This is a genomic window from Candidatus Leptovillus gracilis (assembly GCA_016716065.1).
GTDB lineage: Bacteria > Chloroflexota > Anaerolineae > Promineifilales > Promineifilaceae > Leptovillus > Leptovillus gracilis.
Genome location: JADJXA010000011.1, coordinates 1 through 21,275, shown reverse-complemented (window position 1 = coordinate 21,275; position 21,275 = coordinate 1). Strand labels below are relative to the sequence as shown.

Genomic DNA, 21,275 nt, shown 5'->3' with positions numbered 1-21,275 from the left:
TGAGGTGGGGCGAATGATTATACGCTTCTACCCCACGGCCGTATTCATCATTGGCGGCGGTGACAATTTAGGGGACAATTGCCGGTATGGAACCTGTTTTACGCGACTTCCCCCATGAATTTGAGACAGAGCGACTGCTGATCCGCTGCCCTTTGCCTGGAGACGGGCCATCTTTGAACGCGGCCGTGCGTGAATCCTTGCCGGAATTACGGCCGTGGATGCCCTGGGCAATGGAAGAACCGACCCTTGAGGCTAGCGAGGCCAATGTCCGGCGCGGTTACGCCCGCTTTTTGACCCGCGAAGACCTGTGGCTGATGCTGCTGTTGAAAGGGACCAACACCATCATCGGCGGCAGCGGGCTGCACCGCATTGATTGGGACGTGCCCAAATTTGAGATTGGCTACTGGCTGAGTACACCATACACCGGCCAGGGATATGTTGCGGAAGCGGTAACGGCCGTCTACCATTTTGCCGTCCACACCCTTGGCGCCAAACGGGTAGAAATCCGCTGCGACGCCCTGAACAGCCGCAGCATCGCCGTCGCCCGCCGCGCCAACTTTGTCCACGAAGCCACCCTGCGCCACGAACGGCGCAATCACATCACCCATGAACTGCGCGACTCAATGATTTTTGTCAGGTTTCCCGATGATGAAATCCATGCGTAGACAACCCGGTATGTTATTCTGGTTGGCGCTCCTGCTGGCCGCCGGTCTGCTGAGTGGCTGCGCCAATTCAGCTACGCCGGATGCCAATGAACAAGCGGTGGGCGCGCTGTTGCCGCGTCCACCTGTGACGCTGCAACCTACCTTTACGCCGCAGCCCACCGCCGGTCCGCTGCCAACCATTACCCCGCCGCCGGCCCGGCCAACGGCCGTACCCAATACCCCCATCCCCTTTGGCGATACGGCCGTTGAACTGCGCTACCAGATCCCCGCCCTGGGCCTGGACCGGCGGCTCCAGGGCAGCATCGCCGCCGAAATTATCACCGTGGACGAGGCAACTGGCGCAGCGCGCAAACGTACCAACCAGGCGGGCATCATGCTAGAGCTAAACAGCGCCCTGCCGCAAATGGACCTGGCGCCGCTGCCCGAAGGCTGCGATACCTGTGTTTATGTCGAATACAGCCTGCCCAACCAGGGACTCAGCGGCGCAGGCTGGCTGCAAGACTCCGTCCTTTTGGCAAGCATTGAAAACTACCTGACGGCCGCTTTAGGCCCCCACTTCCCGCCCGATACCATCGTCGGACTGCGCCGCTCGGCCTCGCCCTATGCCCCGACCCATTCCATTGCCCTGACAAGTGACGGCCGTGTCTGGACCTGGCTGGCAACCGAACCGCAAATCAGCCCGCCCACCCCGGAAAACCCACCCATCCTGCCACTAGAGCGATTAACCGACCAATCGCCGGCCGGTTGGCAAAGTGAATACACCGTCGAATGTTTGGGCAGCCCATTGGAGACACTGGCCGTAACCTATGGCGAAACAACCTGGCAGGGGTTGATCACCTGCCCGGAACTGGCCTTGCCAGACACACTGCTGCCCTTGTATCTGTGGTTGGACGAGCGGTTGGCGGCCAAAATAGAACCCAGCGCCCTGCCCCAACCGGACCGCCTCTTCCCGCTGGACGCCCTGGTGCAATACCGCCGCGCCGATGGCGCCAGGCTGACGCTGTTGGCCGATGGCGCTTTGATTGGCGTGGACACGGCCGGGGTCGTCTTCACCGGCACACTAACGGCCACATCCCCCATCAGCCTGACGACCACACTGGTGAAAAGCAACCTGCTGCAACCCGGCTTGCGCACCTTCAATACCAGCCAGACGGCCACATCGCCACAAACGGTGTTGGTGGTGCGTGGGCCAACGGGCTTGCTGGATGGTCAATGGACGACCCTGCCGGACAACGCCATATTTGCCACGCTAGACGCTTTGTGGGCCGACCTGATTGGCCTGCCTGAGGCGAGGGAAACGGCCGTGCCCCCCGCCACCATTGCCCCTTCGCCTACGCCATAAGAACTGGATGGAAACGGCCGTATTCCGCCACTCTACAAGGCAATCACCGCTTGACAACTCGCCCAGCCTGGGCTAACATACCGCTCGCCTAAGGGCCTGTAGCTCAGCTGGGAGAGCGCTACAATCGCACTGTAGAGGCCAAGGGTTCGAATCCCTTCAGGTCCATTAAACCGGGTTTTAGCAACAAACCCGGTTTTTCTTGACAACCACATACACAAAAGCTGTGAACAGGAGTAGTAAGCGTGGAGAAATAGGCAGTTGTGAATGGTCAATTGCCAATTGTGAACGGTAGAGAGTTGCGCCACCGGCTGAAAGCGCAACAAACAAATCGCCGAACTCGCCTGGGAGCTGCTGGGGTGAAAGAAAGCAGTAGTTACCAGTGACCAGTGACCAGTTTTCAGTCGGCGTTAACGCTGGAAAACGCGCACTGAAAACTGAATACTGAATACTGGCTTCTGGACACTACTACGGATTACCGAATACGCACATTAGCCCCTGCCGAGTCGCACCCGTTACGTGCTAGAGTGGATGGATAATCCATTTGCGGTTTTCTGAATTGACGATTTAGGAATTATGGGTAAAATCCTCAATCGTAAATCCGAAATCGCAAATTGTAAATCATTTAGGGCCTGTAGCTCAATTGGGAGAGCGCCACAATGGCATTGTGGAGGTCAAGGGTTCGAACCCCTTCAGGTCCATTTAATTTTCCATCAATCAGAGTGGTACCGCGGAAGCTCCTTTTCGTCTCTGAACGAAAAAGGAGCTTTTTATTTGGAATTTCGGCGTGTGGAAATCCAAAATCCAAAATTCTCAGGAGAGGCAATGAGCAGCTACAACCCGCAAGAATTGGAACCCAAATGGCAGGCAAAGTGGCAAGAGACGGGCCTGTACCGGCAGGTGGTGGACAAAAGCAAACCAAAGCATTACGCCCTGACCATGCTGCCTTATCCATCGGGCGATTTGCACATCGGCCACTGGTATGCCATGACGCCCAGCGACGCCCGCGCCCGTTTCATGCGCATGAAGGGGTACAACGTGCTGTTCCCGATGGGCTTCGACGCCTTCGGCCTGCCGGCCGAAAACGCCGCCATCAAAAACAACGTCCATCCGCAAAAATGGACTTACGCCAACATCGAGCGGATGCGCGGCCAACTGCGCAGCATGGGGGCCATGTTCGACTGGGAGCGCGAAGCGGTCTCCGCCGACCCTAAATATTACAAATGGACCCAGTGGTTCTTCAAAAAGCTCATTGAGTTGGGGCTGGCTTACCGCGAAAAAGCAGCCGTAGATTTTTGTCCCCACTGCAATACCACCCTGGCCCGCGAACAGGTGTGGGGCGACGACCGCCACTGCGAGCGGTGCGGTACACCGGTCATTAAAAAAGAGCTAGAGCAGTGGTTCTTTAAGACCACCGATTACGCCGAAGAGTTGTTGGACTTCAGCGGCATAGAGTGGCCGGAGCGGGTGAAGGTGATGCAAACCAACTGGATCGGCCGTTCTGAAGGGGCCAACGTCGTCTTCAAGACGGAATTTGGTGACGAGATGCCCATCTTCACCACCCGGCCGGACACTTTGTGGGGGGCAACCTTCATGGTGATGGCCCCGGAGCATCCCCTGGTGGATAAAATCACCGCGCCAACACAGGCCGCCGCCGTGCGCGCCTACCGCGAACAGGCGCAGCGCCTGACAGATATAGACCGCGAAGCGGCCGACCGGGACAAGACCGGCGTCTTCACCGGTGCGTATGCCGTCAACCCGGTCAACGAGCAGCGCATCCCCATTTGGGTGGCCGATTATGTGTTGATGGGCTATGGCTTTGGCGCGATTATGGCTGTGCCGGCCCACGACCAGCGCGACTTTGAGTTTGCGCGTACCTTTGGCCTGCCCATCATCCCGGTGATTGCCCCGGAGACAGGCGAATTGAATGCCGACGAGATGACGGCCGCTTATATCGGCCCCGGTGTGATGGTGAACAGTGCGGCAATTAATGGCACGGCCGTTACCGATGACAAAGGTCGCAAAAATCCCTCCATCGCCGCCGCCATTGATTGGCTGACGGCCCACAACGCCGGCGACGAAGCCATCAACTACCGCCTGCGTGACTGGCTGATCAGCCGCCAGCGCTATTGGGGCGCGCCCATCCCGGTGGTCTACTGCGCCAACTGCGGCGCTGTGCCCGTGCCCGACGAAGAACTGCCAGTGATGCTGCCGGAAGACGTTGAGTTTATGCCCACCGGCGAAAGCCCGCTGAAATTCCACGAGTCGTTCATCCATACCACCTGCCCCACCTGTGGCGGACCGGCCCTGCGCGAGACGGATACCATGGACACCTTTATGTGTTCCTCGTGGTATCAATACCGTTATCTGAGTCCCGATTATGACGACGGACCATTTGACCCGGACGAAGGAGCGTATTGGCTGCCGGTGGACCAATACACCGGCGGCATTGAACACGCCACCATGCACCTGATCTACACCCGTTTTTTCACCAAGGCGATGCGCGAGATGGGGCTGGTGGCCTTCGATGAGCCGATGCTGGCGCTGCACAATCAGGGCATGGTGCTGGGCGAAGACAACGAGAAGATGTCGAAGTCGCGCGGCAATGTGGTGGCCCCGGACAATCTGGTGCAAAAATATGGCGCGGATACGGTGCGCGCCTATTTGATGTTCTTCACCAAATGGGACCAGGGCGGCCCCTGGAATTACGATGGCATTCGCGGCCCGCAGCGTTTATTGAATGATGTGTGGTCGGTGGGCATACACGCCTATCAGGCGGGCCAGGTGGATGAGGCGGCAGCCAAGGGGCTGCGCCGCAAGACCCACCAGACCATCCGCAAGGTGACACAGGATATGGCGAGCTTTTCGTTCAACACGGCCGTTGCCGCCCTGATGGAACTGCGCAATCTGTTGGGTGAAGCCCAACGCCACCAACATGTGACGGCCGTTGCCTGGAACGAAGCCATCGAGAATCTGCTGCTGCTGCTGGCCCCCATTGCGCCGCACATCACCGAAGAGCTGTGGGCGCAGCGCGGCGGGGCATACAGCATCCACCAACAGCCCTGGCCCATTTGGGACGAGGACATCGCCAGAGAAGAAGAGATAACCATCGCGGTGCAGGTGAACGGCAAAGTGCGCGACCGGGTGACGGTTCCCGCCGGGACGCCCGACGAGGAAATCAAGGTGGCGGCGCTGGCGGCGGAGAATGTGCAGCGTTACCTGGAGGGGAAATCGCCGCGTCAGGTGATTGTGGTGAAGGGGCGGTTGGTGAATATTGTGATGTAGGCGGCGGGGGTGTGGCAACGGCCGTTGCCAATTCTATGCTGCAATATCGTTTGGCTGGCAGCCTTGCGCGCCTCTAAGTTTTGGCGCAGGACGGTGTGAAATGACCACAGCCCCGCCCCAATCAGGTCGTCTGGAAACTTTGCCGCGGATGACCGCCGACAAATTCTTCCACTCACACCCAGCATGACCAAACCATGACTGAACAAGCCACCCGCATTATTCTGGCCGATGACCACGACCTGGTCCGTGCTGGCATCCGCAACGCGCTGCAAGACCTGGACAATCTAGCCATCATTGCCGAGGTGGGCAACGGGGTGGAATTGATGCAGGCGCTGGCCGGGCAGCCGGCCGATTTGCTCATCATGGACATCAACATGCCCGGTTTTGAACCCCTGGCCGAAATCCACCACATCCGCACCCAATATCCCCATCTGCGCATTCTCATTGTCAGCGCCTACGACGACGACATTTACGTCCAGGGCCTTTTAAGAGCGGGAGCCGCCATTGCCATGGCTTCGCTGACGAGCGGCATGAATTTGATGAGCATTGGCATTTCTTACCAGTATATGGTGCGCGGCGCGGTGCTGGCAGCTGCCGTTATTTTTGACGTGGCGACGCGGAATAGAAGCTGATTGGTTGGTTAGTTGGATACGGCCGTTTCCCACCCGATTTGGGATTGTGGAGGGGGAGACGGCCGTCTCCGGCGCAATGAACTGTTGACGGTTATCACGGCCGCAGCAGCACCTTCCGCACCGCTGGCTGGCCGGCATGGGCAAAAGCCACAAGTCCCTGCCGCAGTGGGTATTCTGCCTCCACCAGGGCTTGCACGTTGATTTTGCCCTGCTCCAGCAGACGCAGCGCCGGGGCAAAAGGGCCGCAGCGCGAGCCGACGAGGGTTATTTCATTAACCACTACGTCGTTCCAATGGACGGCCGGCCGACCGACGAAAGTGCTTTTGAGGATGATTGTGCCCAACGGCCGTACCACTCTCAGCGCCGTCGCCAACCCCGCCTCATTGCCCGTCACCTCCACCACAAAGTCAAAACTGTGATCAGCGAACTCATCTGCCAGGCCGGCGGCCAGGCCCAAAGCCAACGGCCGTTCCAACGAATGCCGACTGCGCCCAAGCATCACCACGTCGCCGCCAGCCAGCGCCAATACCTGCCCCACCAACAGCCCCAGGCGACCCGGACCGAGTACGGCCGTGCGCGCCGACGGCCGTACCTGCACCTGTTCCCGAATGCGCAGGGCAGCAGCCAATGGTTCGGTAAAAACGGCCGCTTCGTCCGACACGGCGTCCGGCACGGCCAGCAGATTGCTTTGCGGCAGGGTCACATAGTCGGCAAAAACACCATCTTTGTCCAAAATGCCCAGCACCCGGCGGCGCGGGCAATGTTCCGCCCCCTGGCTGCGGCACACGTCGCACTGCCCACAGCCACTGTTGATGCTGCCCACTACACGACGGCCGTGCCAGACGGCATCTGGGGCGCTTTCCACCACTCCCACAAACTCGTGTCCCAGTACACCGCTAAAAGCGCCTTTATACCCCTTCACCATCTCCAGGTCCGTCGAACAAATACCGGCCAACAAGACACGGACGAGCGCTTCGCCATCCTGGGGTACGGGTTGGGGATAATCGGTGCGAAATTCAAGACGGCCGTTGGTCAACCATACTGCTTGCATCGGTGTAACTCCTGGTAACTACTCAGTCGGTTGGTTTGTTAATTTATTGGTGGGCTGGCAAACAAACCATCAAACCAGTCACCAAACCTTTCCGCAGCATTCAATAGTCCGTTGGCCGCGTCACCACGTCAAACTGCCACTGAATCGTCTGCCCATTGACGACCGTCACCGTGTAGCGCTGTCCCACTTCCAACGGTGAGCGAGGCAAAATAACAATTGCGTCACGCTCATCCAAAATACGCCGCCCAATACCCTGCCAATACGGGCTGCTGTTGGTATAGGTGGTCTCCGTAAACACACAGTGGGGGACCGATACGCCGCCGCGCAGTAGTTCGGTTTGGCTGACATTTGGCGTCTGGTCGCCGGGGCCAATTTGCACGATGATGGGCGCGCCCAGAGGCCGCGTATATCCGGCGCAGCCGGCCGCCGAGTCGGGAAACTCCGGCAAGTTGAAGGTTGTCACCCAGGTTTGCCCCCCATCTTTAGGAAAGGTGAGCGGATAAGGGAAATCGGTTAGCGACTGGTTGATGCCTCGTTTAACATCTAGCGTGGCCGTCAGGCCAGCGGCGCTGCTGGCGTCCCGGTAATCGCCGTAACCAACATCCTGCAACTGCGGATCCAGCATCGGCAAAGCGTGGAAGGAAGCAGACATCCAATAATCAAAAGGCCAGATAAGGGAGACGCCGGCCGATCCGCTCATGGCGATATTGCCGTTGGCTGCTGCTTGGGCCCCTTCCAAACTGTACCCCTCGAGTTCAGGGTCTTGGAAGTGGGTGGCAATGTTGTGCAAGACCATATAGCGGCTGTGAGCCAGGCTGCCGGCCGTCCAGAGTGTATTTTCGGAGAGCAGCGACACGCCGCCCTGGAGGCGGAACTGATTGGCGTAACGCAGCCAACCAGGGCCAGTAACGGTTTCGCTGGCAATGGTGGGGGCGATGGTAGGTTCAGCCGGGGCGGTGGAAAGTGGGGTTTCGGTTGGCAGCGGGATGTCTGTGGGTACGGCCGTTGGGCTGGGCTGCGGCGTCTCTGTGGGCACAACGGCCGTTGGGCTGGGCGGCGGCGTTTCAGTTGGCAAGGGTGTATGGGTGGGCGATGGTGATGGCGTAAAGGTGGCGGTGGCGGCCAATGGAGCGGAAGTCGCCTGAGCAATGGGCGTCGCCGTCGGTGGCGCGGGACGCAGCCATAAATAGATGACCGCCAGGAGCAATACGACATTCAACACGATAGAGCCTGGAAGCAAACGCTGCTGGTTTTTCATCTTCTCTCACCCATCTGACGGCCGTGCCAGGCCGAGCAACCACCTGACAGCCAGCAGGCATCAGGTAATCCAATCGCGGCGAAACACATCCCAACCGCGGTGAGCATACGTGCGCACGCACTCTTTGCAAACCAGGGCCGAACCCAGAGCGCCGGTCTCGCGCCAACGCCAACGCACCACAGAAAGGTGACGGCGGCAGGCCGGCTGGTTGCAAATAGGGCAGTATTCACCGGCGGCAAGTGCGGCTTCGTCGCCGCGCTGGTCTGGGTTTTGGTTACAGATGTAACAATATTTCACAACCATCACTATGCGCCGCTTGCTGAAAACAAGATAGACAGGCGGCCAACGGCCGTTACCGTATACCAGCTAAAAGCATAACACAAAACCAGCAGGGTGACATTTCCCAGAGTAGGGCGGTTGGGAAAATCGCCCTCCCTTCACAGCCCGGCCATCACGCTTCCCCCTCACGAATCCAGCGGTAGAGGATGAAAACGGCCGTGCCCATAATCACCCCAGACGCCAGCCCGCTCCACACAAACCCACCATGCTCCCAAATCAGCGGGCCAATGGTAGAACCCAACAAACGCCCCATGGACATGGCCGCCAGAACTATCGTCATCACCACGCCGCGCGATTGAGGGACCAATTCAGTCATCAACGGCATCCCGCCCACCAGCGTAATCTCGAAGGTAAGGAATAGAAAAAAGAGGGTGATCAACGCCGCCATCAGGCTGGCGCTGGTGTGGGGGATGAGGATGTAGAGCAGGCTGTTCAAAATAGCTGTCGTAATGATAACCGGCCGTTTGCCAAACCTGTCTACCGACCACCCGGCAAACGTTTCGCCGACAATCTCCGAGCCGCCAATTACCCCGGAAGCCAGACCGAGGCTGGCCAGTGTCAGGTTAAAGCTGCTCTCCATCCAGTCGCCATAGACAATAAACAAAATTTCATTGGCGGCAATAGCCAGGGTAATGTAAACAAAAGCCAGCCAGATGACCGGGTTACGGCGCAGCGCAACGGCCGTTTCACGCCAACCAGCGCCTTCGCGCACCCGGCGCACCCGGCGCGGCAGAATACGCCAGAGAATAAAAACGGCCGTCAACGACAACACCCCCAACCAAAAAAACGGGGCCGACCAACCCTGCGCCTGAATCGCCAGCCCGACGGCCGGCGCGCCCACAATAAAAGCCAGCGACCAGGCATACTCGGTAACGGCCAACGCCTTGCCGCGCTGCTGATAAGGCACAGCATCGCTCACATAAGATTGCATAGCTGGATCAAAGATGACTTTGGCAAACGCCAACAGCGTCAGGGCAACCCCCAGAGACCAATAAGCAGGCCAGACCACCACCAACAGACAGCCCAACGCAAACAGCAGCACGGAAGCCATCATCATGACTTTACGGCCGTATCGCAGCGCCAATGGTCCTAAGACCGGGCTAAAAAAACCGGCGACGTTGCGCACAGCAATCAGCCGGTAGATGGCCGTCACCGGCACATCCAACCCCCGCGCAAAGGCTGGGGCAAAGGGATACACCATGCGCAAACCGGTATTCAAAAACAGGCGGGCCAGGGTGATGGCTGCCAACTGCCAGCGAAATCGAGGTGCATTTGATTGATTCACAAACGGAAGTGTAACCAACAAGCAAACAAAACAACAGTTAACCCCCAAAACAGCGGCCCAACCCATCAAGGCAGCAGCAAAGTTGCCCAGGAAAGAAGCCAGGGGTTATAATCCTCTAGACCAACAAGGGGTCACAAGGTTCACCCATGAGACGAGGCACAACATGCAAGACAATATCATTCACGTCGCCAAATGGCCTTACAAACACCAGCCAACCGAGGAAGAACTGCGCCAGCTCATGCTGAGCGAGAACCTGGAACCATATCGCTGGTCCAACAATCCGGGCGATTATTACGACGCCCATGTTCACGATTACCACAAAGTGGTTTACGTGGTGTCTGGTTCCATCACCTTTGGCTTTCCTGTTGTAGATGACCCCACCATCTTGCGACCCGGCGACCGGTTGGACTTACCGGCCGGCGTGCGCCACAACGCGGCCGTTGGGCCAGATGGTGTCGTCTGCCTGGAAGCCCGCCGCCAACCATAGGCCAGTATCCGGCATTTTCGCCAAGGAATAGCGTCATGAAATACGTTCGATTGGGACAAACGGGATTAAAGGTTTCGCGTATCTGTTTGGGAATGATGACCTATGGCACGCCAACGTGGCGGGATTGGGTGTTGGACGAGGCGGCGGCACGGCCGTTTATCCAACGCGCTCTGGAAATCGGCATCAACTTCTTCGACACGGCCGATATGTATTCGCTGGGCGTCAGCGAAGAAGTAACCGGGCGATTACTCAAAGAGATGACTCAGCGCGACGAAGTGGTGGTAGCGACCAAAGTCTACTTCCCCATCGGCAAAGGACCCAATGGCGGCGGGTTGTCGCGCAAACACATCCTGGAAGCCATAGACAATTCCCTGCGCCGGCTGGACATGGAGTACGTGGATTTGTACCAGATTCACCGTTGGGACTACGACACCCCCATCGAAGAAACGATGGAAGCGCTGCACGACGTGGTAAAGGCCGGAAAAGCCCGCTATATCGGCGCATCCAGCATGTTTGCCTGGCAGTTCGCCAAAGCGCAATATACGGCCGATTTACACGGCTGGACGCGCTTTGTGGCGATGCAGAACCATTACAACCTGGTTTATCGGGAAGAAGAGCGAGAAATGATTCCTTTCTGCATTGACCAGGGTGTGGGAATTATCCCCTGGAGTCCGCTGGCGCGGGGCTTCCTGGCCGGCAACCGGCGCGTGAAAGGGCAAGGCTCAACCCAACGGGCAAAAAGCGATGCGTACGCCCAAAGCATGTATTACGCCGATGCCGATTTTGCCGTTCTGGACCGGGTGGTATCGGTGGCCGAAGAACGGGGCGTCAAACCAGCACAAATCGCCCTGGCCTGGCTGCTGCACCAACCGGGCGTCAGCGCGCCGATCATCGGCGCCAGCAAGATGTATCAGTTGGAAGAAGCAGTGGCGGCCAGCGAAATCATCCTGTCGGGCGAAGAGCTGCAGCACCTGGTGGAACCTTACCAACCCCACCCGGTTTTGGGGCATGGCTAACGGCCGTTCACCAAAATAGACAGACGATTGAATTCACCCCCCCACATTCGCCTTTATTTACCACAAGGGTTTGCCATCCAGACCCATTCAACCACGCCGCGCACAGGCAAGACTACCCTTTGTCTGCCACATTCACATTTTATGTTATAATGCCTGCCGCAGATTTGCTTTAAGGTTTGAAATGATATGACATCAAGTACACCTAAACGCCGATCCCCATCTGGGGTACGACTGCCTCTTTGGGCCGTCGCCCTCATTGGGCTGACGCTTCTGGTCATTGTGGTAGGGAGTTCTATCTGGTTGTTCCGTACAGTCCGCGAGATGACCTCTTCCTGGGAAGTGACCAACCCCGATTTTGGACTGGTAGAAGAAGCAGCCAACCAGCCACAAACGGCGGCCGACGCTTCTATTCCTGCAACCCCTGGTAATAACACGTCTCCCATCAATCTGGTAACAGATGCCGTCAAGCCCTGGAGTGGACAGGAGCGGGTGACCATTTTGATGCTGGGTATTGACCAACGCTGCGACGAAGATGGCCCCAATCATACAGACAGCATGATGCTGGTGACGGTAGACCCGGTAGGGCTTTCGGCGGGTATCCTTTCGCTGCCCCGCGACATGTGGGTCGAAATCCCCGGCGTAGGGGTGGACCGCATCAACCAAGCTAATTACTACGGCGAAGCCTATGAATATCCCGGCGGCGGCGCGGCGCTGGCGGTGGAAACGGTCGAGGCCTTTTTGGGCGTTAAGATAGATTATTATGCGACCGTTAATTTTGACGGATTCGTGACCGTGGTGAACGAAATTGGCGGCATTGACATTGTTGTGCCGGAAGCTATTGACGATCCGACCTATCCTGACCGCTGTTACGGGTATGAGCCATTTCAGATTGAAGCTGGGGACCAACATCTGGATGGTGCGAGCGCCCTGAAATATGCCCGGACGCGGGCGACCTTTGGCGGTGACGTGGACCGCGCCGGCCGCCAGCAAGCGGTGGTATTGGCCGTGCGCGACCGCATTTTAAGCCTGAATATGCTGCCAACCCTGGTCGGCAGGGCGCCGGTTTTGTGGCAGGCGCTGCAAGCCAACGTGCGCACCGATATGTCGCTGGAAGAAGCGCTGCAACTGGCGCTGCTGGTACAAGACATCCCGCGCAGCAGCATCAAAACCTCGGTGATCAATTACGATTATGTCTATGCGGAAACAACGCCAGACGGCCGTCAGGTTTTAGTGCCCAACCGCGAAAATATCCGCCAGCTGCGGAACGAGCTGTTCACACCGCCAGTTATACCCACGCCGGAAATCCAGAATCTCCCTGGCCTGATGGCCGCCGAAAATGCGCGGGTGGCCGTTTATAACGGCACGCCTGTTTTTGGTCTGGCCAGCCTGACCGAAACCTACCTGAAAACGCAAAATGTCAACGTCACTGCGGTGGGCAACGCAGATGCAGCCACCTATCGCGCGACGCAAATCATTGATTATGGGAACCATCCACACACCCAACGCTTCCTGATTCAATTGATGGGCATCCCGCCGCTGAACGTCAGCAGCGGCAGCAGCCCAGACGGGGATTATGATTTGCTGATTATTCTAGGCAGCGATTGGCAAGTACCCGGACAATAACTGCCTGTCTGCGACAAAATTGCACACCTTAGCAGAGGAGATCGATGCACAAAAAGGGCTGGTCGGGCCTGGTTATTGCCCTCCTGTTCACAACGATAGCCTGCCAACCAATTGCCGATAGAAACGGAAGCCAGGCCTTTCTCGAACCAGCCGTCACCAGTTCAGCCGGGACAACGGCCGTTGCCCAACAGCCAACCGCCACCAGCAACAGCCCCAAACCAACCCCCAGCCCTCCGCCCAAACCAACCCCCGAACCAACCAGCAGCTTTCTGAAAAATTGGCAGCGCCTGGGCAACGATACCACCGGTTTGCAAATCGCCATCCCGCCAGAATGGGAGAATCTTTCCGGCAGTTTGCAGCTAGACAGCACCGTACTCAACAGCCCCCTGGGTCTGATCAACCTGATGGCTGCCAACTCGCAGCGCGTGGGCAGCAGCGTGCTGGCCGGTAAAGACATCCAGACCGGCGCCTTTCTGGCCGGGCTGGTCACTAACCTCAATCTACCGCCCGGCCAACCGGCGGCCGCCCTGGAACTGATTCTGGCCGACATTCAGGCCGCAGACCGGCGGGTCAGCGAGATCACGCCCGTCTTGCTGCCGGGCATAGCCGGGGCCTACGTGGATATTTTGGGGAACCCGATTTTGTTCCCACCGGAACGGGGGCAAAATCTTGTCACCCGCATTTTGTTTCTCACCACCGACGACACGGCCGTTTCCCCGCTCAACAACACCCAGGCCATTTACGTTTTCAGCGCCACCCTGCCAGAATGGGAACGCTATCAAACCCTGTTTAGCCAGATGATGGAAACCATCCTGGTCCATGATCTGGACAGCGGCCTGCCCAACAGCAGCGGCCGTTTGCGGGTGGTGGGGGAAATAGCCAGCGGCGAATCGGTCAACGGCCGTTTAGAACCCACCACCAACGATGTCTGGACCTTCACCAATTCCGGGCCAGCCTACGCCACCATCTCGCTGCGGCCGGCGACCAACAACCTGGACCTCACCTTAACCGTGATAGACCCGGCCGGGCAAACCGTCGCCCGTATTGATCATGGGTATGCCGGAGACATTGAAACGGCCGCCGACCTGCTGCTGACGGATAACGGCCGTTACCTCATCGAAGTCAGCGAATTTTTCAGCGAGTCCGGCCGTTATGTGCTGGACCTCATCCTCTCCAACAGCCCCATCTATGGTGGCGGTGGGCAAATTCGCGCCGGGCAAAGCATCCAAAGCGATCTGCCGCCCAACGGCCAGCATTATTGGACGTTTAGCGGCACAGCCGGAACGCTGATCAGCATCGTCGTCACCCCCAACCAGGGGTTCGACGCCCTGCTCAACTTGTACGGTCCAGACGGCCGTCAACTGGTAGCCCTGGACGAAGGGTTCAGCGGTGACGCCGAACTCATCTCCGGGTTTGAACTACCGGCCAGCGGCGAATACACCATCCTGGTGCAAAGCTTCGCCGGCAACAGCGGCCCGTACACCCTTTCCTTAAACGAAGGCGGCGAAAGCACAGCTAATTTCTACGACGCCGGGGACCTGACCTATGGCGACCTGCGGCAAGAAACGCTGCGCGCCCACGAAGCCCACGCCTGGTTCTTCAGCGGCAAGAGCGGCGACCTGGTGATGATTGAAGTGAAACCGCTAAACCCTACGCTGGACCTGGAACTCTGGCTGCTGGACGAATCTATCAACCGCCTTGCTACCCAAGACAATTTCCTGCAAAACGAAAATGAACTGATTGATGTGACCCTGCCCGGTGATGGACAATACCTGATCCTGGTGCGCGATTTTAATGGCGCGCTGGCAATTATGAAATTCGGCTGGCGGCCATGCCTGTCGCCGCGCCGGTAAATGGGGGTGTTTTGGCTTTCGGCAGCCCTGTCTCCGGCACGCTGGAACCCAAACAAAGCCTGGTTTACTACTTTGATGGCAGTCAAAACGAAACCATTACCCTGGACGTAACCACAGAAACGGCTACCAGCGACTTCAGCCTAACCCTGCTGTCGCCTAACGGCCGTGCCTATCTACGCATAGACCAGGGACAGGCCGGCGAGCCAGAGAGCTACACCATCTCATTGCCGGAAAACGGCCGTTGGGGCATTGTTCTCAGTGAATTTTTCGACGAAGGCGGCCGTTATACCTTAACCATCTCCCGTTAGGCACAACGGCATGGAGGACGGAGATCTGCCGGTGTCTTCTTCATCTCCCGGCTGCCGCTAGTAACCGCAAACCGAAGTCCATATACGGTTTTCCGGTGGCATTTGCCAGAAACGGAATACTGGATACGGATTACCGAATACGGGTACTAATGGTTTTGTACAAAATCAATACGAACCAGGTTCTGGTTGCAGCTAGCGCGGGTCTGCACCCGATAAGCGAGAGAAACGGCCGTGCCGTTAGACGACTCTAACTGCACTTCATAATCCCGAATCACCGGCGAATCAAATAAAAACTGCTCCCAACCAGACGGGCTGTACGCCGGCGAGCTGCCTACTTGCAGCCGCACATCTACGCCGCTGCCCCACACATGAACCTGATAGCTGCCCGGCGGTACCGGATTCCGATTCAGGTCCAACACCTCTCCGGCAACGCCCATCCAACCACAGCCAGCGGCGTTGGCATAATTTTGCAGGTAAAACGGGCTGTTATCTGACCTGGTGAAAAGATACTGCGACCGCGTGGCGCTGGCTGTGGGCGAAGGGCCGGGCGGCGTTTCTGTGGGAGTGTTGGTTGGCGTCGGCGTTTGGGTGGGCGTCGGTGTGCGCGTGGGAAATGTGGGCACAGGCGATGGCGTATAAGTGGGCCGGGCCGTTGTGGTGGGCTGCGGCGTTGCTGTGGCGTCTGGAGCCTGGGGGGTCCAGGTAGGTTGCAATGACGTGGGCGTCAGCGTGGGCAGCAAAGCCAGGCCAGCGACGGTGGGCAGGGGTGTGGTGGTAGCCGCCGCTTCCTGCCATCGCTGCCGGACAACGGCCGTCAGGTCTACCGCCGCCGCTCGTCCGCCAGGCCAGAATACAACAAGGGCAAAACCAACCATCAACAGCAGCGCCATAAACAGCAGCGCCGCTGTGAGTACATTCAAAAAACTACCAACACATCCTGTCCGCTGTTTGTTTGTTCGGCTCAATTCCTTTTTCCAATACTATCAGGTGTTGGGATTCACCAACAACACGATATCCGCTTGCTGCCGTAAATCGGCCAGCCACGCTTCAAAGTCGGCCAACAACAGGGTGTACAGCACGTTCGAGTCTAAAGCGCGCTGTGGTTCGCGGGCGATCGCCTGTACCAAATAGAAAGTCTGACGGCCGTCTTCCCCCGTCACCGTGATCACATCACTCACTTCGCCGGGCTGCAAAGCAAACGCCGCTTCCTCCACCTGGGGAACCCACAACCAACCGCGGGCAAAAAAGCCCAATTCGCCACCCAACTCACCCGTCACCCGATCCAACGAGTTTTGCCGGGCTAAAAAGGCAAAATCATCGCCATTTTTGGCGCGCTGCCACAATTCCTGAGCCAGCGCGGCGTCATCTACCTGAAGGTAACGGGCGTTTACCTGTTCGGCCACGCGGGGCACGTCGGCCGTCACCTGGTCGCGCATCAGCCCGGCGACCATTTCGGCCATCAACGCCTCGCGGAACTGCGCTTCTGTCCAGCGGTTGGCTTCCAGCCAGGCGCTAAAGTTGTCGTCGCCACGCGCAGAGGCGCGCAGTTCGGCCAGTTTGTTATCCACCATCTCTGGCGATACGACAATGCCGGCGGCTTCGGCGGCCTGCAAGATCAGCAGGCGTTCGATAAGGACCTGCAAAACAGTGTCACGGTAATCAGCGTTGTCGCCTGTTAGCCCGGTTTGGGCCTGGGCCTGTTCATAACGAGCCAATTCCTCTTCATAATCCGACAAATAGAGCGGCGCGCCATTCACAGTAGCCGCTAACGGAGCGCTGGGTGTGGGTGTGGGGGGCACGGCCGTATCCGCGGGCGCAGCCAATGGCACAGTTTCTGAAGACACGGCGGCGACAGAAGGGTTTTCAGTTACGGCCGTAGGCAGGCTAGTCGGCATCGGAGTGGCATCATCTTGCCCACAAGCGACCAACAAAAGGGCCATCAACCCCACAAAAAAGATATGATAGAATCGTTGCATGTTCATTACTCGTATAAATGAGGTATCCGAGTGCAAAAAACCCTCAGCGCATTTCAGCCGCCTGCCCAACTCGTTACCCAAAAATGACATAATGTTCATCTATATGTCTGATAAGATTATACCCAGGCATATCTGGTCAGCAAATTGACCAACCCTTCCCCATCCCAGACAACCCTCTTTTCACATCATAAACTCACGTACTGGGATATCCATCGCTCACCTGGTTCTGGCGATGATGAAACTTGATAGTTGACAAAGTGTCAGATATACACTATACTGGCCGTATATCAATTAGTGTAATAAAAACACTATCAAAGGAGTGACCGTCCCATGAACAATTTTCCCGATTTCTACGACCCCAACCGCATTGGAACATTATACTACGCCGACGTAGCCACCATCGCTGCGGCCGCCCAACAGAGCGGTTTGCCCCCAGCTACAGAGGACAAACAAAAAATCCACCTGGTCATCATCGACATGCAGGTCGATTTTTGCCATGCCCAGGGCAGCCTGCACGTTCCCGGCGCTGCCGGCGACATTCAGCGGCTGATCGAGTTCATCTACACTCACGCCGACCGTATCACCAACATCACCTGTTCGTTGGATTCGCACCTGCCGCACCAGATTTTCCATCCGGCCTGGTGGGCCGACGACCAGGGCCATCACCCGCCGCCCTTTACCATGATTACCTACCAGGACATCAAAGACGGCAAATGGCGGCCGTTGGTCGCCCCCGTGCAGTCCACCAATTATGTCAAGCAGCTGGAAGAGGAGGCCAAAAAGACCCTCACCATCTGGCCCTATCACGTCATGATCGGCAGCATCGGCAACGCGCTAGACCCGGAACTTTTTGCCGCGGTGATGTGGCACAGCCTGGCGCGCAAAACACAGCCCACCTGGCTCACCAAGGGCAGCATCCCGCTGACCGAACATTACTCCATCATCCAGCCGGAAGTGCCCGTGCCCAATCACCCGCTGGGCGGCAAAAACAAAGCCTTCCTGGACACCCTGGCCGACGCCGATGTGGTACTTGATGGCCGGCGAAGCGGAAAGCCACTGTGTGCTGGAAACGGTCGAAGACCTGGTCGAAGATTTCAGCGCCAAGCCCGACGCGCTGCAAAAAATCTACTTCCTGCGCGACTGCACCTCGCCGGTCGTCCACCCGGACGTGGATTTTCACGCCATCGCCCTGAAGCGCTTCGCCGACTTCGAGCAGCAAGGCGTGAACTTTATCAACAGCACGGACAAACTGCCGTTTTGATTTCGGATTTGGGATTTCGGAATACGGTTCACGGGCCACGGATTACGGACCACGGATTACGGATTACGGACCACGGAGATAACATGAACAACAACGGACTTGGTAACTTAAAGGACTTATTCGCCGGAGCGCTGGATGACGGGTTGACGGAGGATACGCTGGATTTGGTGGTGGCGAATTTGCACGGGCCGACAATGGCCACGGCCGTTGGCGTCCCCCTCGATCAACTGGCAACCAACGAGGTCACCCTGGCGATGAACATCATCGACGTCAGCGGCTCGATGACCCCACACGCCGCCGACCTGATCCAGGCTTACAACGACGACTACCTGGCGGCCCTGAGCCATTCCCTGGACGCCGAAGACATCCTGGTCAGCACCATCCTGTTTAACGACAGCGTCAAGCTGCTTCACGGGTACGTCGGGCTGCCGGATGCCCCCGGCTGGACGCGCCAAGTCTTTAGACCCGCGGCTGCACCGCCCTGTACGACGCCGTGGCTGGCGGGCTGGCCAACATGCTGCTCTACACGCAGCAGTTACGCCAAAGTGGGGTAATGGTACGCTGCATCGTCATCGTCTACTCAGACGGCGAAGACAACACCTCCCGGCAGCGCGCCCAGGAAGTGGCCCGCACCGCCCGCGAATTGTTGAAGCAAGAATTGTACACCCTGGCTTATGTGGGTTTTGTCGATGGGCTGAACCAACCGGCGTTGGGCTTCAAAACCAAAGGCAAGCCGCCAGCAGCGCCCAAGCCAAGTGCAAAGCTGGCCGACGAAATCGGTTTCTACCAGGCGCTCAGCGCCGGATTGAATCAATCAGAACTGCGCCGCCTCTTCCACATGGTTTCCATGTCTACCGTGCGCGTCAGCCAGCAAAGCGCCGCCCGGCGGGGTTTTTAACCGTTTGTGGACTGCATTGACGAGTCTTCGAAGGAAAAGGACGCATAGCCGGAGCGGTGACGAACTCCCTCGGAACTGTCCTTGTCTGTCGAAGGTGATTTGGCCAAATCGTGACCATTTCAAAAGCCAAATCGCAAATCTGCGTCCAACCTTTTTCGACACACTTCTGGCCGGGCGGCGACCGGTGCCGGTCGCGATGGCTGGGACAGGGTTGAGCATACCGAATTCGATGGTTCAGGTACAGGGCCAGCAGCAGCAGGGTGATGGCTGTGCCCTGGTGGACCAAAGCCAACCAAACCGGCACGCGGAACCAGATCACGCTGACGCCCAGGGCGATCTGCAGGCTGACCAATCCCAACAACCAGAAAAGCCCCTGGCGCACGGCCGTATAAAATCCCCGTTTGCGCGCCACCCAATAGACCAGAAATACCGCCAGCAGCACAACAAAGGCCAACCAGCGGTGAACGTAATGCACCGTCACCGGCACTTCGACCAGGTTCTTCCACCAGGGTTCCACGTAAGATAGCAGACCGGGCGGGATAAGACGGCCAAACATCAACGGCCAGGTGCTGGAGGCATGGCCAGCTTTCAGACCGGCCACCAGCCCGCCATAAGCGATTTGCAGCAGCAAAATAGCGACCATCAATACGGCCAATGCCTGGGCGCTGCGACGTTGGGGACGGTCTAACGGCCGTTCCCGGCCATACACATTGTCCAACCCTGCCCAAAAACAGAGCGCCAACAGCGTCAGCGCCGCCAGCAAATGGGCCGTCAGCCGGTAATGGCTTACGCTGGGCCGGTCAACCAGCCCGCTGCTCACCATGTACCAGCCCAACCATCCCTGGAAGGCAAAACCCAGCCCAATCAGCAAATAAATACCCGACTTGCGCCAGGGGATGATGCCTTGCCACAGAAAGTAAAACAGCGGCAGCACAAACAGCAGCCCCGTCAGCCGTGCCACCAGGCGATGGATATACTCGTTGTAATAGATGAACTCATACTCTGGCAGCGTCATGGCGTAGTGAATTTTCTGGAATTCCGGCGTTTGCTGATATTCGGCAAACTCGCGCTCCCACGCTTCCTGCGTCAGCGGCGGCAGGATGCCGGTGATCACCTTCCACTCCACAATCGACAACCCAGAGCGTGTCAGGCGCACCCAGCCGCCAAACAGCACCAAAAACACTACCAAAAAACCAACGATCGTCAGCCAAATAGTAATCGCTCTACTTGAATGATGTTGCATAGACTCCTCGAAAAATAGGAGCGCGGGCGTCCCGCCCGCTCCTGGCAGGCCAGACGCCTGCGCTCCCAAAATGCTCTATTGTCGGCGGCGGATTTGCCAGACGGCCGTTCCCACCACCACCAATCCCATCAACGTCAACAGCCCACCCCAGCCATACACCGTCGGCACAAACGACCATTCCACAACGTGCGCCCCGGCAGGCACGCACACGGCGCGGATGGTGGTATACGCCGTTAATGATTGGGCCGGACGGCCGATCTACCGTCACCCGCCAGCCGGGGTAATCGGTCTCGCTCAGGACCAACAGCACCGCCACGGCGGCTGTCCGTTTCGATTTGCCAGTAGCCGTCGCGCTGTTCCCGGATGACGGCCGTGCCCTCCGCCCGCATCCACGACACACGGCGGCGGCGTGTCCAAAATCACCGTTACCGCCGGGTCAAAATCGGCCGCATGGACGCGGGCGATGGCCGCCGCCTCGTCGCCGATCACTTCCACCCTGCCCACCAGCCGCGCCAAAGGCAGCACCCGCGCCCGCTCATACACCCAGGCCGCCCCCCTGTTGCCGATGAGGGTTAACGGCCGTTCACCCGCTATGTAATCATCCAACGGAACCGGCGCAACCACGTAACGCGCCGACAAGATGTCGTAGGCCGTAGAGCGCGGGTCGGGGATGGAGCCGGTGAAGCCTGATTGGCCCCGATTTCCGGCGCATTATAGCCAAAATCGAATTTAAGCCGACCTGCCACGCCCCGTTTT

At 58.1% G+C, this 21,275-nt stretch carries 21 protein-coding genes and 2 tRNA genes; 14 read left to right on the top strand and 9 right to left on the bottom strand.

The annotated features are described in order from the left end of the window. Positions 1 to 86: 86 nt before the first annotated feature. The 6 genes from IPM39_21240 to IPM39_21215 all read left to right on the top strand — a co-directional run bounded on the left by IPM39_21240 (position 87) and on the right by IPM39_21215 (position 5,921). Complete coding sequence (locus tag IPM39_21240; GenBank protein MBK8988560.1) at positions 87 to 665, top strand: GNAT family N-acetyltransferase; 579 nt, start codon at positions 87 to 89, stop codon at positions 663 to 665. Further along, positions 658 to 2,007, top strand: coding sequence for a hypothetical protein (locus IPM39_21235; GenBank protein MBK8988559.1), 1,350 nt, complete (start codon positions 658 to 660; stop codon positions 2,005 to 2,007). Before IPM39_21240 ends, IPM39_21235 begins: the two co-directional genes overlap by 8 nt. Positions 2,008 to 2,099: 92 nt before the next feature. Continuing rightward, positions 2,100 to 2,172: transfer RNA gene (locus IPM39_21230), tRNA-Ala, on the top strand. A 460-nt stretch (positions 2,173 to 2,632) separates the two neighbouring features. Continuing rightward, positions 2,633 to 2,705 (top strand) — tRNA-Ala (locus tag IPM39_21225). A 124-nt stretch (positions 2,706 to 2,829) separates the two neighbouring features. Further along, positions 2,830 to 5,289, top strand: coding sequence for a leucine--tRNA ligase (locus IPM39_21220; GenBank protein MBK8988558.1), 2,460 nt, complete (start codon positions 2,830 to 2,832; stop codon positions 5,287 to 5,289). 194 nt (positions 5,290 to 5,483) lie between these two features. Beyond that, complete coding sequence (locus IPM39_21215; protein ID MBK8988557.1) at positions 5,484 to 5,921, top strand: response regulator; 438 nt, start codon at positions 5,484 to 5,486, stop codon at positions 5,919 to 5,921. A 94-nt stretch (positions 5,922 to 6,015) separates the two neighbouring features. On the opposite strand, the gene IPM39_21210 is transcribed toward IPM39_21215, so the two are convergent. From IPM39_21210 to IPM39_21195, 4 genes are all read right to left on the bottom strand, one after another. Further along, positions 6,016 to 6,972 (bottom strand): alcohol dehydrogenase catalytic domain-containing protein, encoded by a 957-nt coding sequence (locus IPM39_21210; GenBank protein ID MBK8988556.1) that lies wholly within the window; start codon positions 6,970 to 6,972, stop codon positions 6,016 to 6,018. Positions 6,973 to 7,072: 100 nt separating this feature from the next. Beyond that, on the bottom strand, positions 7,073 to 8,230 hold the full coding sequence (locus IPM39_21205; GenBank protein ID MBK8988555.1) for a hypothetical protein: 1,158 nt from the start codon (positions 8,228 to 8,230) through the stop codon (positions 7,073 to 7,075). Between the two features lie 60 nt (positions 8,231 to 8,290). Continuing rightward, entirely contained in the window at positions 8,291 to 8,533 is a 243-nt protein-coding gene (locus tag IPM39_21200) for a hypothetical protein (GenBank protein MBK8988554.1), read from the bottom strand. 148 nt (positions 8,534 to 8,681) lie between these two features. Then, positions 8,682 to 9,854: an MFS transporter gene (locus IPM39_21195; protein ID MBK8988553.1), complete on the bottom strand. Its 1,173-nt coding sequence runs from the start codon at positions 9,852 to 9,854 to the stop codon at positions 8,682 to 8,684. A gap of 163 nt (positions 9,855 to 10,017) precedes the next feature. Between IPM39_21195 and IPM39_21190 the strand changes: the two genes are divergently transcribed. From IPM39_21190 to IPM39_21170, 5 genes are all read left to right on the top strand, one after another. After that, positions 10,018 to 10,341 (top strand): cupin domain-containing protein, encoded by a 324-nt coding sequence (locus tag IPM39_21190; GenBank protein MBK8988552.1) that lies wholly within the window; start codon positions 10,018 to 10,020, stop codon positions 10,339 to 10,341. A 35-nt stretch (positions 10,342 to 10,376) separates the two neighbouring features. Continuing rightward, the gene (locus IPM39_21185; GenBank protein MBK8988551.1) at positions 10,377 to 11,357 is read left to right on the top strand and encodes an aldo/keto reductase; all 981 of its coding nucleotides are present in this window, start codon (positions 10,377 to 10,379) and stop codon (positions 11,355 to 11,357) included. Positions 11,358 to 11,543: 186 nt separating this feature from the next. Then, on the top strand, positions 11,544 to 12,980 hold the full coding sequence (locus IPM39_21180; GenBank protein ID MBK8988550.1) for an LCP family protein: 1,437 nt from the start codon (positions 11,544 to 11,546) through the stop codon (positions 12,978 to 12,980). A gap of 44 nt (positions 12,981 to 13,024) precedes the next feature. Further along, on the top strand, positions 13,025 to 14,833 hold the full coding sequence (locus IPM39_21175) for a PPC domain-containing protein (GenBank protein MBK8988549.1): 1,809 nt from the start codon (positions 13,025 to 13,027) through the stop codon (positions 14,831 to 14,833). Next, complete coding sequence (locus tag IPM39_21170) at positions 14,812 to 15,141, top strand: hypothetical protein (GenBank protein ID MBK8988548.1); 330 nt, start codon at positions 14,812 to 14,814, stop codon at positions 15,139 to 15,141. Before IPM39_21175 ends, IPM39_21170 begins: the two co-directional genes overlap by 22 nt. 146 nt (positions 15,142 to 15,287) lie before the next feature. Here IPM39_21170 and IPM39_21165 read toward each other — a convergent pair whose 3' ends face one another. The 3 genes from IPM39_21165 to IPM39_21155 all read right to left on the bottom strand — a co-directional run bounded on the left by IPM39_21165 (position 15,288) and on the right by IPM39_21155 (position 17,924). Then, positions 15,288 to 16,061, bottom strand: a complete 774-nt coding sequence (locus IPM39_21165; GenBank protein MBK8988547.1) for a hypothetical protein — start codon at positions 16,059 to 16,061, stop codon at positions 15,288 to 15,290. Between the two features lie 63 nt (positions 16,062 to 16,124). Further along, a complete protein-coding gene (locus tag IPM39_21160; GenBank protein MBK8988546.1) occupies positions 16,125 to 17,117 on the bottom strand; it encodes a SurA N-terminal domain-containing protein in 993 nt (330 codons plus the stop codon). Between the two features lie 375 nt (positions 17,118 to 17,492). Next, positions 17,493 to 17,924, bottom strand: a complete 432-nt coding sequence (locus IPM39_21155) for a hypothetical protein (protein ID MBK8988545.1) — start codon at positions 17,922 to 17,924, stop codon at positions 17,493 to 17,495. Between the two features lie 214 nt (positions 17,925 to 18,138). Between IPM39_21155 and IPM39_21150 the strand changes: the two genes are divergently transcribed. The 3 genes from IPM39_21150 to IPM39_21140 all read left to right on the top strand — a co-directional run bounded on the left by IPM39_21150 (position 18,139) and on the right by IPM39_21140 (position 19,276). Beyond that, the gene (locus IPM39_21150) at positions 18,139 to 18,378 is read left to right on the top strand and encodes a hypothetical protein (protein MBK8988544.1); all 240 of its coding nucleotides are present in this window, start codon (positions 18,139 to 18,141) and stop codon (positions 18,376 to 18,378) included. Between the two features lie 83 nt (positions 18,379 to 18,461). Next, positions 18,462 to 18,932, top strand: a complete 471-nt coding sequence (locus IPM39_21145) for a hypothetical protein (GenBank protein ID MBK8988543.1) — start codon at positions 18,462 to 18,464, stop codon at positions 18,930 to 18,932. Next, positions 18,893 to 19,276: a hypothetical protein gene (locus IPM39_21140; GenBank protein MBK8988542.1), complete on the top strand. Its 384-nt coding sequence runs from the start codon at positions 18,893 to 18,895 to the stop codon at positions 19,274 to 19,276. Before IPM39_21145 ends, IPM39_21140 begins: the two co-directional genes overlap by 40 nt. On the opposite strand, the gene IPM39_21135 is transcribed toward IPM39_21140, so the two are convergent. Both IPM39_21135 and IPM39_21130 read right to left on the bottom strand, forming a co-directional pair. After that, the gene (locus IPM39_21135) at positions 19,242 to 20,519 is read right to left on the bottom strand and encodes a COX15/CtaA family protein (GenBank protein ID MBK8988541.1); all 1,278 of its coding nucleotides are present in this window, start codon (positions 20,517 to 20,519) and stop codon (positions 19,242 to 19,244) included. The two genes, IPM39_21140 and IPM39_21135, sit on opposite strands and share 35 nt — an antisense overlap. A 294-nt stretch (positions 20,520 to 20,813) precedes the next feature. Next, positions 20,814 to 21,143 (bottom strand): hypothetical protein, encoded by a 330-nt coding sequence (locus IPM39_21130; GenBank protein ID MBK8988540.1) that lies wholly within the window; start codon positions 21,141 to 21,143, stop codon positions 20,814 to 20,816. Between the last annotated feature and the right edge of the window lie 132 nt (positions 21,144 to 21,275).

What these genes read in the sequence shown, in the direction of transcription:
- IPM39_21215 (MBK8988557.1), top strand. Translation starts at nt 5,484, where the DNA reads ATGACTGAACAAGCCACCCGCATTATTCTGGCCGATGACCACGACCTG.
- IPM39_21235 (MBK8988559.1), top strand. Translation starts at nt 658, where the DNA reads ATGCGTAGACAACCCGGTATGTTATTCTGGTTGGCGCTCCTGCTGGCC.
- IPM39_21150 (MBK8988544.1), top strand. Translation starts at nt 18,139, where the DNA reads ATGTGGTACTTGATGGCCGGCGAAGCGGAAAGCCACTGTGTGCTGGAA.
- IPM39_21220 (MBK8988558.1), top strand. Translation starts at nt 2,830, where the DNA reads ATGAGCAGCTACAACCCGCAAGAATTGGAACCCAAATGGCAGGCAAAG.
- IPM39_21190 (MBK8988552.1), top strand. Translation starts at nt 10,018, where the DNA reads ATGCAAGACAATATCATTCACGTCGCCAAATGGCCTTACAAACACCAG.
- IPM39_21210 (MBK8988556.1), bottom strand. Translation starts at nt 6,972, where the DNA reads ATGCAAGCAGTATGGTTGACCAACGGCCGTCTTGAATTTCGCACCGAT.
- IPM39_21140 (MBK8988542.1), top strand. Translation starts at nt 18,893, where the DNA reads ATGCTGCTCTACACGCAGCAGTTACGCCAAAGTGGGGTAATGGTACGC.
- IPM39_21160 (MBK8988546.1), bottom strand. Translation starts at nt 17,117, where the DNA reads ATGCAACGATTCTATCATATCTTTTTTGTGGGGTTGATGGCCCTTTTG.
- IPM39_21200 (MBK8988554.1), bottom strand. Translation starts at nt 8,533, where the DNA reads ATGGTTGTGAAATATTGTTACATCTGTAACCAAAACCCAGACCAGCGC.
- IPM39_21180 (MBK8988550.1), top strand. Translation starts at nt 11,544, where the DNA reads ATGACATCAAGTACACCTAAACGCCGATCCCCATCTGGGGTACGACTG.
- IPM39_21135 (MBK8988541.1), bottom strand. Translation starts at nt 20,519, where the DNA reads ATGCAACATCATTCAAGTAGAGCGATTACTATTTGGCTGACGATCGTT.
- IPM39_21175 (MBK8988549.1), top strand. Translation starts at nt 13,025, where the DNA reads ATGCACAAAAAGGGCTGGTCGGGCCTGGTTATTGCCCTCCTGTTCACA.
- IPM39_21170 (MBK8988548.1), top strand. Translation starts at nt 14,812, where the DNA reads ATGCCTGTCGCCGCGCCGGTAAATGGGGGTGTTTTGGCTTTCGGCAGC.
- IPM39_21240 (MBK8988560.1), top strand. Translation starts at nt 87, where the DNA reads ATGGAACCTGTTTTACGCGACTTCCCCCATGAATTTGAGACAGAGCGA.
- IPM39_21205 (MBK8988555.1), bottom strand. Translation starts at nt 8,230, where the DNA reads ATGAAAAACCAGCAGCGTTTGCTTCCAGGCTCTATCGTGTTGAATGTC.
- IPM39_21185 (MBK8988551.1), top strand. Translation starts at nt 10,377, where the DNA reads ATGAAATACGTTCGATTGGGACAAACGGGATTAAAGGTTTCGCGTATC.
- IPM39_21145 (MBK8988543.1), top strand. Translation starts at nt 18,462, where the DNA reads ATGAACAACAACGGACTTGGTAACTTAAAGGACTTATTCGCCGGAGCG.